This is a genomic window from Lyngbya sp. CCY1209 (genome assembly GCF_055795065.1).
In genome coordinates this window covers 18,202-29,822 of the sequence record NZ_JAYFER010000610.1, presented here as the reverse complement: position 1 = coordinate 29,822, position 11,621 = coordinate 18,202, and the positions used below count along the sequence as shown (strand labels likewise).

At 53.8% G+C, this 11,621-nt stretch carries 11 protein-coding genes and 1 tRNA gene; 6 read left to right on the top strand and 6 right to left on the bottom strand.

The annotated features are described in order from the left end of the window. Positions 1 to 167 precede the first annotated feature (167 nt). Positions 168 to 614, top strand: a complete 447-nt coding sequence (gene dtd, locus AC0QHF_RS23205) for a D-aminoacyl-tRNA deacylase (protein ID WP_324706629.1) — start codon at positions 168 to 170, stop codon at positions 612 to 614. Between the two features lie 236 nt (positions 615 to 850). Here the strand turns inward: dtd and AC0QHF_RS23200 are convergent, their stop codons facing one another. The 3 genes from AC0QHF_RS23200 to AC0QHF_RS23190 all read right to left on the bottom strand — a co-directional run bounded on the left by AC0QHF_RS23200 (position 851) and on the right by AC0QHF_RS23190 (position 5,880). Then, positions 851 to 2,707: a two-component system response regulator gene (locus tag AC0QHF_RS23200; RefSeq protein ID WP_324706631.1), complete on the bottom strand. Its 1,857-nt coding sequence runs from the start codon at positions 2,705 to 2,707 to the stop codon at positions 851 to 853. Further along, positions 2,707 to 5,475, bottom strand: coding sequence for a hybrid sensor histidine kinase/response regulator (locus AC0QHF_RS23195; protein ID WP_324706628.1), 2,769 nt, complete (start codon positions 5,473 to 5,475; stop codon positions 2,707 to 2,709). Before AC0QHF_RS23195 ends, AC0QHF_RS23200 begins: the two co-directional genes overlap by 1 nt. Positions 5,476 to 5,676: 201 nt before the next feature. After that, complete coding sequence (locus AC0QHF_RS23190; RefSeq protein WP_324706627.1) at positions 5,677 to 5,880, bottom strand: hypothetical protein; 204 nt, start codon at positions 5,878 to 5,880, stop codon at positions 5,677 to 5,679. 111 nt (positions 5,881 to 5,991) lie between these two features. Between AC0QHF_RS23190 and AC0QHF_RS23185 the strand changes: the two genes are divergently transcribed. The 3 genes from AC0QHF_RS23185 to AC0QHF_RS23175 all read left to right on the top strand — a co-directional run bounded on the left by AC0QHF_RS23185 (position 5,992) and on the right by AC0QHF_RS23175 (position 7,268). After that, positions 5,992 to 6,297, top strand: a complete 306-nt coding sequence (locus AC0QHF_RS23185; protein ID WP_324706626.1) for a hypothetical protein — start codon at positions 5,992 to 5,994, stop codon at positions 6,295 to 6,297. A gap of 94 nt (positions 6,298 to 6,391) precedes the next feature. Further along, complete coding sequence (locus AC0QHF_RS23180; RefSeq protein ID WP_324706625.1) at positions 6,392 to 6,745, top strand: YtxH domain-containing protein; 354 nt, start codon at positions 6,392 to 6,394, stop codon at positions 6,743 to 6,745. 88 nt (positions 6,746 to 6,833) lie between these two features. Then, entirely contained in the window at positions 6,834 to 7,268 is a 435-nt protein-coding gene (locus AC0QHF_RS23175) for a DUF948 domain-containing protein (RefSeq protein WP_324706624.1), read from the top strand. Positions 7,269 to 7,275: 7 nt separating this feature from the next. Here AC0QHF_RS23175 and AC0QHF_RS23170 read toward each other — a convergent pair whose 3' ends face one another. Then, complete coding sequence (locus tag AC0QHF_RS23170) at positions 7,276 to 7,419, bottom strand: hypothetical protein (RefSeq protein ID WP_324706623.1); 144 nt, start codon at positions 7,417 to 7,419, stop codon at positions 7,276 to 7,278. 468 nt (positions 7,420 to 7,887) lie between these two features. After that, a complete protein-coding gene (gene argS / locus AC0QHF_RS23165; protein ID WP_324706622.1) occupies positions 7,888 to 9,645 on the bottom strand; it encodes an arginine--tRNA ligase in 1,758 nt (585 codons plus the stop codon). 293 nt (positions 9,646 to 9,938) lie between these two features. On the opposite strand from argS, the gene AC0QHF_RS23160 reads away from it, so the two are divergent. Next, on the top strand, positions 9,939 to 10,886 hold the full coding sequence (locus AC0QHF_RS23160) for a calcium/sodium antiporter (protein ID WP_324706621.1): 948 nt from the start codon (positions 9,939 to 9,941) through the stop codon (positions 10,884 to 10,886). 98 nt (positions 10,887 to 10,984) lie between these two features. Here the strand turns inward: AC0QHF_RS23160 and rpmB are convergent, their stop codons facing one another. Continuing rightward, positions 10,985 to 11,221: a 50S ribosomal protein L28 gene (rpmB, locus tag AC0QHF_RS23155; protein WP_324706620.1), complete on the bottom strand. Its 237-nt coding sequence runs from the start codon at positions 11,219 to 11,221 to the stop codon at positions 10,985 to 10,987. Between the two features lie 268 nt (positions 11,222 to 11,489). Here rpmB and AC0QHF_RS23150 point away from each other — a divergent pair. Next, a tRNA-Asp gene (locus AC0QHF_RS23150) sits at positions 11,490 to 11,564 on the top strand. Positions 11,565 to 11,621: the final 57 nt, after the last annotated feature.

The window sequence follows — 11,621 nt, the reverse complement described above, 5'->3', positions numbered from 1 at the left end:
CTTTATAAGGGGGACTTGGAAAACTCTTCTCCCCCCTTACCGAGGTGGGGAGATCCACCATTATCCCCCTTTATAAGAGGGACTTGGAAAACTCTTCTCCCCCCTTATTAAGGGGGGCAGGGGGGGATCGAATCTCTAATTTCGGAGAATCAATTTAAAACGAAATTATGCGAGTTGTCATCCAAAGAGTTACTGCTTCTTCCGTCGAAATTGACGGTAAAATCGTGGGAAAAATTGGGCGGGGGCTGAATCTCCTCGTCGGAATTGCCGCGACGGATACGGAGGCGGAATTGGATTGGATGGTGAGAAAATGCCTGGATTTGCGGCTATTTCCAGATCCCGATAACGACAACGGACGCTGGAATCAATCGGTTTTAGATATCGGGGGGGAATTGTTGGTGGTGAGTCAGTTCACCCTGTACGGGGACTGTCGCAAAGGCCGCCGCCCCTCTTTTGATCGCTCCGCCGCCCCGGAACCCGCCCAAAAAATGTACGAATTATTCGTGGAAAAATTGCGATCGCACGGATTGAAGGTGGAAACCGGAGAATTCGGCGCCATGATGAACGTCTCCATCGAAAATGACGGCCCGGTTACACTACTATTAGAACGGTAAGTTGCTTAGAAACCGGGTTTCTTCCGAAGCAATTCCGCCACCCATCACCCAAAACCAATCGCTCGAAACCAACGAGACACCAATTAATAATAAAACCCCTGCATTCAGATTCATTCCCCGTCAATTGATAAGGGGGACAGATGGTAGTTGGAACCGCACCGATGGGCGATCGGATGCCCCGCCAGCTTTCTCGCCATCCCCAATTTCTCCCCGGGTTTCCGGGTTATGGTATGACCTTAGTTTAACATTCCCCGAACCAACAAATTTTCGGCAATGGTGCTTTCGACGGGTTTAGAGAAGTAGTAACCTTGGCCTTCCTCGCAGTCCAAATCCCGCAACAATTTCAGTTGTTCAGCCGTTTCGATTCCTTCGGCGATCGCCGTCATTTTGAGCTGGTGGGCGAGGACAATAATTGCCCGCACGATTTCCATATTTTCGCCGTTGTCCGCCATTTGATGGATGAAAGATCGGTCAATTTTTAACGTATCGACCGGGAAACGGTGTAGGTAGCTCAGGGAAGAATATCCAGTCCCGAAGTCGTCCAGACTGATCTGAATTTGACGGTCTTTGAGTTGCCGGAGAATGTCCGTGGCGACCTCAGTATTTTCGACGATCGCGCTCTCCGTAATTTCCAGCTTCAGGCGACAACTGGAAATTTGGTGCTTCAAAATGATCCGGTCAATTTTGTCGATCAAATGGGGTTGGGTGAACTGTTTGACCGACAGGTTGACGCTGATCCGAAATTGCGGGGAAATCAAGTTTTTTTCTTCCCACGCTTTGACCTGGGCGATCGCCGAATCTAAAACGTACAGGCCGATGGGAATGATCGCCCCCGTCTCCTCCGCGATCGGGATGAATTCCCCCGGCGAAATCAAACCGCGATCGGGGTGACGCCAGCGCAACAATGCCTCAAATCCTTCGAGCTTAAAATCGGCTAAAGAAACGATCGGTTGATAGTGCAGGATGAAATCATAATTTTCCATCGCCAGCCGCAGATCCGTTTCCAGTTGAAAGCGCTTTTGGACTTGGGCGTGCATGGTGGCATCGAACACTTGGTAGCAGGCCCGCCCCCGACTTTTTGCCTGGTACATGGCGATGTCGGCATCCCGCAAAATTTGCTCGGGTTCGGTATATTCCGAAGTGCCGATCGCGATGCCGATGCTGGCATCGATAAACAAGTCCTGATCGTCAAGTTTGAACGGCCAAGTCAGGGCCGTTTGCAGGCGTCGGGCGGTGACGGTCACTTCTTCATTATCCCAGATATTGTCCAACAAAATTGTAAATTCATCCCCCCCGAAACGGGCGAGGTGGCTCTGCGCTTTCAAATGGAATTGCAGCCGCCGAGCCAGTAAAATTAACAGGCGATCGCCCGCCAGGTGTCCCAGAGAATCGTTCACCACCTTGAAGCGATCGCAGTCCATAAATAGCACCGCAAACCGATAGTCCGGCTCCTCTTTTGCACGGGCGATCGCCTGCATCAATTTGTCCATAAAAAAGACCCGGTTGGGCAGCCCCGTCAAAGCATCGTGGGAAGCCATATGCAGCAGTTGACTTTGAGTCCTCTGGTGGTGGAGAATTTCCCGTTCCAAACGGTGGTTGAGGGTCTTCAATTCCCGGTTGGCTTCTTCGAGCTCTCGGGTTCGCCGCCACACCCGCCCCTCCAGTTCCGCGTTGAGTTCCTGAATTTGTTGCCGCGCCAATTTCAGCGCCAGTTGACTCTCAATTCGCGCCAGAACTTCTTCGATCTGAAACGGTTTGGTAATGTAATCGACCCCCCCCACCTCGAAGGCTTTCACCTTGTCGAACACTTCATTCAAAGCGCTCACAAAAATGACCGGAATTTCCCGGGTGATTTCTTGAGATTTTAGCCGCTGGCAAACCTCATATCCTCCCATCCCCGGCATATTGATATCGAGTAGAATTAAATCGGGCGGGTTGGCGCCCGCGCCCATCAATGCCATCGGCCCGTCGATCGCCCGCCGGACTCGATGCCCCCGTTCCTCCAACAAAGCGGTCAGAAGATTGAGGGTTTCTAATAGGTCGTCAACGACCAAAATATCCCCTTGAATTGCACCGGCGGCATCGTCTTTCATCATTCTGGCGTCGATTGGGTCAAGCTCACAATCCGATCAAACCGAACCTGCCCGACCAAATCAATCAATCCCTCCTTCAGTCCCATCTGTTCCCCCGGAATTTGCTCGAGGAGCTTAAAAATTAGTTTATCATCTAGTTGAGTCGCCGCCTGACGGAGTTGGAGAATCCACTCCTCCGGCATTCCCGCCAAACAATTCGCTTCCAAAGGCGGGCGCGAAATGACTCCGGAAGAGGGGGTATCGATTTCGGGTTCGTAAATGTAGCGGACGCCAAGGTATTGAGCCATTTTTTCAAATAAGACTTCTTCCCGAAACGGCTTGCGAACGAAATCGTCGCATCCGGCTGAGAGGACGACGGCCCGCTCCTCCTCGAAGGCGCTGGCTGTGAGGGCGAGAATCACCGTCGCTTGACCTTTCAAGTGGGTCTTGATCTGTTGGGTGGCTTCGTAGCCGTCCATCACCGGCATCCTCATGTCCATCCAAATCAGATGCGGTTCCCACTCATCCCAAATTTCGAGGGCTTCCCGACCGTTTTCCGCTGCCCGGACTTCAAACCCCAGGGGGGCGAACAGTTTGAGCAGTAGTCGGCGGTTATTGTCGCGGTCGTCTACCACCAAAATGCGATACTGGGGTTGATTGGGCGCCAGGGCAACAATCCGCCGTTTGGGTTGACTTCTGGGGATGTCTTCCGGATGTCCCAAACCCGCCGAGATCTGAAATTGAAAGGTGCTCCCGACTCCGGGGGTGCTGCGGACGGAAATTTCGCCTCCCATCAACTGCACGAATTGCTGGCTGATGGGCAATCCCAGGCCGGTCCCCTGCTGGGACTGGCGGCCGATGTCGGTTTGGACGAAGGGATCGAAGAGGCTCCCGAGGTCTTCCGGCCGGATGCCGGGGCCGGTATCTGCGACTTCAAATTGTAGGCAGATTTGGGAGTCTTCGGACTGAAAATTTGGACTATTTTGGCATCCCTGGGGTTGCGGTTGAGCGCGGAGGGTGATGCCGCCGTAACTCGTAAATTTGATGGCATTTCCGAGCAGGTTGATCAGGACTTGCCGCAGTTTTTGTCCGTCGGTTGTGATGTAGTGGGGCAGGTCGGGGGGGCGATCGCAAATCAGTTGCAATCCCCGGGATTCTGCCTTGAGTTCAAACATCTCTTCGATGGAATCGAGCAACTCGTGCAGGTCGAAGGTCTGGACGTTCAAAGATGTCCGTCCCGCCTCGATTTTGGACATATCTAAAACGTCGTCGATCAGTTGCAGTAGGTGTTCGCCACTGCGTTTGATGATGTGGAGATTTTCCACCGAGTCGGAGCGATCGCCGGATCGTTTCCCATCGGTCCGACTCCCCAAATTGCGGAGCATTAGTTGGGTAAATCCGAGGATGGCGTTGAGCGGCGTCCGCAGTTCGTGGCTCATGTTGGCGAGAAATTCGCTTTTGGCACGGTTGGCAATTTCTGCCGCTTCTTTGGCCTGCAGGAGTTCCGCCGTCCGCCGAGCAACCCGAATTTCTAAGGTTTCAAATGCGTCTTGAAGCTGCTTTGCCATTTGATTGAAGGCATCGGCGAGTTCCTTGAGTTCTCGGATGCCCTGGATTTCAACTCGGTGGCGAAAATCCCCGGCGGCGATCGCCTGACTGGCGCTTCTCAACTGTAAAATCGGTTGGGCGACCCACCGGGACGTCCACAGGCCGAGGGCGATCGCCACAACCAAAGCCGACAGGCATAAAATCAACGTCGATCGCCGATTGGCATCGATCTTCGCCATAAAATCCGACTCGGGAACCACCACCACGATCAGCCAATCCAAACCCCAATTGTCTCGGTAAGGAAGAACCTGCAAAAATTGCCGTTTGTCGTCGATTTCAAATTCCAAATTCAATCGATTCTTGATCGCCCGAATGTCGCCGATCTCCCTTAATAAATACTCCGTCGATGCGCGGATCAGCGGTTCCTGACTTTCCACCGCGTCGATGCGCTCCGCCTTCCCTTCTCGGATTGAAAAAGGCCGGTCGAGGGTGGAACTGGCGACGAGAATCCCCGACCGCTCGATGATAAACGTCTGGCCGGATTTGCCGATTTTTAATTCGGATAAAAAATCGCCGATTTGACTGAGAAAAAAGTTGTTGCCGAACACGCCGACGAGTTCCCCCCGGGAGTCCCGGACGGCGAGGCTGGCCGGGAGGGCCATTTTGGGATAGGCGTGGTAGGTGAAGATCTCCCCCCAAACCGGCCCGTCGGAAGCGATCGCGGCTCGGTACCAGGGGCGATCGCGGGTCAGAAAATCGGGGGCTTCGTTGACCATTTTTCGGGGATTTCCCGATGCGTCGAGGGCAAAAAATTGGATGTTGCCGCCGGTCGCCCGCCCCGCGACCATCAGGTACAGGTTTTCTCCGTCGATCCGCCCGTATCCGAGAAATTCTTCCCGTTCGTCACCCCAAAAAATGGAATCGATGGAGCTAAAATTGTTGACTTCCATCCAAAACTGATCTAAAATTTTATCCGATTGTTTTAAATCCAATTTTTGAGATAAAACGGCATCCCGATTGAGTTGGTTGATCTGGTGGGGAACAGCTAAAAAATCGTCGAGTTTTTGTTCGATGCGATCGGCAATTTCACTCCGAAGCTGAGTCGCCACTTCATTCACCGCCTGCTCTCCATTCCGCCAGGACAGCCACCCCGTAAATCCGACAGCCACGCCGATCTGAGCTACAAATGGAGCGATCAGAAAAAACTGGAGGGGTAAATGGTCAAACCGATTTCCGTACATTTCAACTGAGTCCCGCAAGCAGGCGACCCTCCCGAGTCTCGACCTCCCCGGATTTCCCCGGCAGACTTCAAAACTCAGTCTCTCTTACAAGTTGGTTCGCTGATTCTAATTAATAGTGTATCAAAAGAATATCTCACTGTCTCGCCATCCCCACCATCGCCGCACAGAAACTGAGTGGCTCGGACAGATCGAAACGATATTTTATCGATATCGGATACTGTTCCGTCCGATATCAACTACCCCACGGCGGTTCAGCCGTAGCGGAGATTCACCAATTTTGCTCTCACTTTCCCCGGCACGTTCGCCGATGACTTGGCGATCGGCGAGGGATTCGCAGGCCCGGTTTTCCCGGGTCATCCGAGCCAGCCACCCCCGCTCCGAACGTCGATGGTTCGACTTTCCCAAAAAACCCCAAAAAATTCCGTCTAAAATTATGGGCTTTAATCCGAGAATTTGCGGTTGAAGCTCACCCATCGATCCCCTATAATTTTGATCAATTGAACCGAAAAAAAAACGATGTGGCTTGCCGTTGTCTTGATCAATGTGACGATCGCCGTCGGGTGTTTCTACGCGGCTCGGCGAATTTGGGCGCTCCGTTACCGACTCCTGCGCCTGGAACAACGGATCGTCCTGCTGGAACGGCGAGTCGATCGGCTTCTCCGACAGACGACGCAAGTTTTTGAACGCCAACAGATCCGCACTTACAATCTCAAACACCAATATTTGCGCCTGCAAATTCAACTCGAACAGATCCGAAAAATACTGGCCCTCCTCAGTTTAGGCCTCGGGATCTGGCGGGGGCGGCGACGCCGGCAGAAGTAGGCATCGCGATCGCTAGTCAATCCTCGCCCGATTGTCAAGTTCTCAGAATTGAGCAAATTCCCTAAAATTGAGGTAGGGATATCAATCAAAAGGTATGTCAAAAAACCGTTCTGGATTATTTGTTGGCGGCCTGCTACTCGGCTCTGCGGTGGGTACGGTAGTGGGCTTGTTGATCGCGCCCCGTTCGGGTCGAGAAACTCGCAAACTCTTGCAAAAGTCCGCCGAAGCATTGCCCGAATTGGCGGAGGATTTGTCGGCCACCGTGCAATGTCGGGCGGACCAACTCTCCGAATCGGCCGGACGCAGTTGGGACGACACCCTGTTCCGACTCAAGGAGGCGATCGCGGCCGGACTCGAAGCCAGTCAGATCGAGCGCCAGATCCGCTCCGAAGCGGACCTCCGCAATTCCGATAGACCGAAAAAGTCGGCGGGCGACCCCTCCCTCTGAACTGGGGGCGATCGCGATCGCCCGTCCCCAAAAGTCGCTATAGTCGCTATAGTGGACCCGTCCGCATTCGTCGTATTCTACCATTCCCGTGATCGACCCCATGTTTTGGCTCGGACTGTCCCTCCTATTGGTGGCCGTCAGCCTCACAGCCGTACTGATAGCAGCCCTTCCCGCCCTCCAAGCCCTTGGGAGGGCCGCCCGCAGCTTGGAAAAATTGGCCGACACCCTGTCGCGGGAATTTCCGCCGACTTTAGAAGCCATCCGCCTCACGGGGATGGAAATCAGCGACCTGACGGACGAGGTAGCCGAAGGAGTCCAGAGTGCCAACCAGGTCGTCAAACAGGTCGATCGCGGCATCGGCGGGGCCAAACAACAGGCCGAACAATTGCGGATCGGCACCGGGAGCGTTTGGACTGGCATCCGAGTTGCCTGGAAAACCTGGACTCGGAAACGGGATTCAGACCCCCCATCCTTACCCTCAGAACATCTGAAAGACCCCAAAAGAATAGGGGATAGGGAATAATGGGCGATCAGGTTGCGATCGCAACCCGATCGCAACCCGCAACCCGATCGCAACCCGCAACCCGATCGCAACCCGCAACCCGATCGCAACCCGCAACCTGATCGCAACCCGAGACGGTTGCTTCCACAGGATTGGGGGTGGAATCAATCATCGTAGGGGTAAGCCTCTGTGCTTGCCCCTCCACCCCAAACAGCAATGGACGCGATCGCAACCCGCAACCTGATCGCAACCCGAGACGGTTGCTTCCACAGGATTGGGGGGGGTTGCTTCCACAGGATTGGGGGTGATTGCTTCCACAGGATTGGGGGGGGAATCAATCATACTGGGGGCAAGCCTCTGTGCTTGCCCCTCCACCCCAAACAATAGACGCGATCGCAAAAAAAAACAGGGAACTCCAGTCAAAAGTTCCCCGCCAATGTCCAGTCAAATATCTAGTAGATACCCCGATCCAATGCCTATTCTAGTTACCTGGTTATCCCAGTTCAACAGAAGCAGTTTTGGATTCTTTAATAGTATCTTAGCCTTTCGATCGATGAAAACTCTAGGGGTTTGTGTAAAACTTGAGTTTAACTTGTGTAAAGCTTCGGTAAATTCCCGATCGCCCCATTTTCAACCCCGCCTACATCCGATCCAACACCGAGAGCCCCAACAGGGACAGTCCCAACTTCAGCGTTTCCGCCGTCAGATGGCACAAAGCCAGCCGGGAGGTGCGATCGGGTTCTTCCGCCTTCAGAACCGGGCAGCGATCGTAAAATTGGTTGAACTTTTGACTCAACTCAAATAAATACTGGCAGAGTCGGTTCGGCAATAACTCCTCCGCCACCCCGTCGATCGCTTCATTCAATTGCAAAAGATGCTTGGCGAGGACAAATTCCGTCTCATCTTTGAGGTGAATTTTCGCCTCCCCCCCCAACTGTCCGTAATCGATATTTCCCTTGCGACTGATCCCCTGGATGCGGACGTAGGCGTACAACATATAGGGTGCCGTGTTGCCCTGGAGAGACAGCATTTTGTCATAGCTGAAAATGTAGTCGCTGGTGCGATTTTGGCTCAAATCGGCGTATTTCACCGCGTCGATACCCACCACGGACGCCACGCGATCGACAAATTCCGGGGACTCGGACCGCCCCTCCTCCCGGAGTCGGGTTTCCAGGTCGTCCTTGGCCCGCTTCACCGCCTCATCCAGGAGATCCCGCAGCCGCACCGTTTCCCCCGATCGCGTCTTCAGCTTCTTCCCGTCCTCCCCCTTCACCAAACCGAAGGGGACGTGGACCACATCAATTTCCTCGGGTATCCACCCCACCCGGCGGGCCACCTGCCACACCTGGGCGAAATGGTTCGCCTGACCCGCATCCGTGACATAAATTAAACGATTGGCACCCTCTTTCTCGATCCGGTGTCGCACCGCCGCCAGGTCCGTCGTCGCGTAATTGTAGCCGCCGTTGGACTTCTGGACGATCAGCGGCAGGGGTTCCCCCTCCTTATTTGTAAACCCTTCCAAAAAGACGCATTTCGCCCCCTGGTCTTCCACCAACAGCCCCGATCGCTCCAAATCGGCCACCACGTCGGGCAGCATGGGGTTGTAAAAAGATTCTCCCCGTTCCGTCAGTTCGATGTCGAGGCGATCGTAAATGTGTTGAAATTCCCGGCGGGATTGTTCGCACAGCAACTCCCAGGCGCGGCGGCTGTCCGGGTCCCCCGACTGCAACCGCACCACCTGCTGGCGGGACGCCTGTTTAAAATCGTCATCCTCGTCGAAGCGCTTTTTGGCTTGGCGGTAAAATTCCACCAAATCCCCGAGATCCAGGGCGTCTGCCTTGGTGAGGGCCTCGGGGTATTTTTCCCGCAGATAGGTGATCAGCATCCCGAATTGGGTGCCCCAGTCGCCGACGTGGTTGAGGCGGAGGACGTCGTGTCCTTCAAATTCTAGAATTCGGGCGATGCAGTCGCCGATGATCGTCGATCGCAAATGGCCGACGTGCATTTCTTTGGCGATGTTGGGGCTCGAAAAATCGACGATCGCGCGATCGGGATGAGGCGTGGGGGGGATGCCGAGGCGTGGATCTCCCAAGTTGGCGCTGAGTCGGCTTTCGAGATATTCGGGTTTGAGGCGCAGGTTGATGAATCCGGGGCCGGCAATTTCCGGCGGTTCGCAAAGATCCCCGATGTCGAGGTGTTCTAGAATTGCAGTCGCGATCGCCCTCGGGTTGTTCTTCAAAACTTTAGTCAGGGACATGGCAACGTTGCACTGGTAGTCCCCGAATTTGGGATTGTTGGTGGGGGCGATCGCCGGATCGGTTCCCGCCACGGATTCCCCGAAGGCGGCATCTAAAGCCCGTTCAAATCGCGATCGCAGGTGTTTGAGAGTTGAAGGCATGGCAAAGGTCAACGGTGGACTGGACGACCCTTCGGCGGGCGATGAATATGGACGTTAATCGATTCTATCGCAATTGGCGATCGGTTGGCGGCTTCGGAAATCGGGCTGTTTTTTTGTCAATTTGAGGCGGGCGATCGCTTTTGGGACGGGCGAACTCGTGCAGACTCCTCGGGAACTGATCTAATATGAAAGGGTCGGGCGAACCGGGCGTTGCGATCGCGAACCCGACGAATTGACAGGAGATTCGACTTCCCAACCCGGTAAAATATCTGTTAAGTCAAGTTTAAACCAAGATGTTAGAAATACTTATTTGGGTTGCCGTTTTTGTGATCAGCCTCGCCGTTCTGATAGCCGCTTCGGATTTTTTTACAGAATCGGCTGGCAAAATCGGGCTCTTTTTGGGCTTCAGTCCGTTTATTGTCGGGGTGACAATTGTGGCGATCGGAACCTCCCTCCCGGAACTGGCATCTTCCCTCGCCGCCGTCTATCAAGGTTCGTCCGAAATTGTCGCCAGCAATGTCATCGGTTCCAACATCGCCAATATTTTTCTAATTATCGGCGTCGCCTCCGTCATCAGTAGCCCCATGAAGATTACTTACAATCTCATTCATGTGGATCTCCCCATGTTGGTGGGTTCGGCGATGCTCCTTTATTTTACCATCAGCGACGATATTTTTTCCACCGGCGAAGCCATCCTGTGCCTGCTCGGATTCGTGATTTATCTCGTCTATATCATCCGGGGAGGTCGCGTCGAGAGCGAAACCGAACTCTCCTCCAACAGCAACTCCCGCCGCTTTTTGACCCGACATATTCTGATCGTCGTTTTGGGCGCCCTGTTTATTTTTGTCGGCGCCAACTACACCGTCGAATCCATCATCAAACTTTCGGAAATATTCGGTTTGGGAACTTCGATCATCGCCGTGAGTGTGGTGGCGTTGGGAACCTCTTTGCCCGAATTGGCGGTGACGATTTCGGCGGCCAGAAAAGGCGACCCTGAAATCGCGATCGGCAATGTGGTGGGGTCGAATATTTTTAACTCGTTGATCGTCATGGGAATTCCCGGACTGATTAAAAGTTTAGACATTCCCGACGATATTTTGGTCAACGCCCTGCCGGTGATGATGGGCGCCACGCTGCTGTTTTTCTTCGTCACCCAGGACAAGCAGGTTACGCAGTGGGAGGGGTGGTTATTTTTCGTGCTTTACGCCTGGTTTGTTGGACATTTATTTGGATTACTTTAAATCGAGATTTCGGTCGGTTTTAATAATAAAAAAAAATGGCAAGCGGGAGCCGGACTCTAACGCCAGACCCCCGCGATCGCCGACTTTTCATCGAAAAATTAAAATTTGTTCAGATCGATGCCGGCTTCTTTGGCCATAGCCTGCAATCCCTTCTTCTCCAGGGTCTTGATCGCCTTGGTGGAGATCTTCAGACGCACCCAGCGCTTGCCCTGGGGCCACCAAACCCGCTTCCACTGCAAATTCGGCTGTTGCAGCTTGTGGCTGCGACGGTGGGAGTGGGATACGGCCATGCCGTTGTTCGCCCGTTTACCCGTAAGCTGACAGACACGAGACATAATTCGCTCCAGTTGATCGGTTGAAAATCCAAACTCCTATTATAGAGGATTCGGATCGCTTCGCCCCGCCGCCGTCCGAGGCGTTGTAACACAGCCCGCGATCGCGTTCTGCACGCCCAGCAAAAAATTTTTGCCCCACCCCTTGACACAGCTTGTAGTATTTGTGTAGTATAAAAATGTGGCGGACAGGAAAGAGCCAAAAGCTCCTTTCAGAAAGCCACGCAGACTGTGCCGAACCTCGACAACCGAATTATCGTACTACATTAATGGGGATGTAGCTCAGTTAGCCCAGAGCGCCTGTCTGTCGAACAGGAAGTCGCGGGTGCGAATCCCGTCATCCCCGCTCATATCAGGCGCTACGCTAGGTGAAGAACAGGAGGTCGCCAGTTCGACACTGGCT

What these genes read in the sequence shown, in the direction of transcription:
- dtd (WP_324706629.1), top strand. Translation starts at nt 168, where the DNA reads ATGCGAGTTGTCATCCAAAGAGTTACTGCTTCTTCCGTCGAAATTGAC.
- AC0QHF_RS23200 (WP_324706631.1), bottom strand. Translation starts at nt 2,707, where the DNA reads ATGAAAGACGATGCCGCCGGTGCAATTCAAGGGGATATTTTGGTCGTT.
- AC0QHF_RS23195 (WP_324706628.1), bottom strand. Translation starts at nt 5,475, where the DNA reads ATGTACGGAAATCGGTTTGACCATTTACCCCTCCAGTTTTTTCTGATC.
- AC0QHF_RS23185 (WP_324706626.1), top strand. Translation starts at nt 5,992, where the DNA reads ATGTGGCTTGCCGTTGTCTTGATCAATGTGACGATCGCCGTCGGGTGT.
- AC0QHF_RS23180 (WP_324706625.1), top strand. Translation starts at nt 6,392, where the DNA reads ATGTCAAAAAACCGTTCTGGATTATTTGTTGGCGGCCTGCTACTCGGC.
- AC0QHF_RS23170 (WP_324706623.1), bottom strand. Translation starts at nt 7,419, where the DNA reads ATGATTGATTCCACCCCCAATCCTGTGGAAGCAACCGTCTCGGGTTGC.
- argS (WP_324706622.1), bottom strand. Translation starts at nt 9,645, where the DNA reads ATGCCTTCAACTCTCAAACACCTGCGATCGCGATTTGAACGGGCTTTA.
- AC0QHF_RS23160 (WP_324706621.1), top strand. Translation starts at nt 9,939, where the DNA reads ATGTTAGAAATACTTATTTGGGTTGCCGTTTTTGTGATCAGCCTCGCC.
- rpmB (WP_324706620.1), bottom strand. Translation starts at nt 11,221, where the DNA reads ATGTCTCGTGTCTGTCAGCTTACGGGTAAACGGGCGAACAACGGCATG.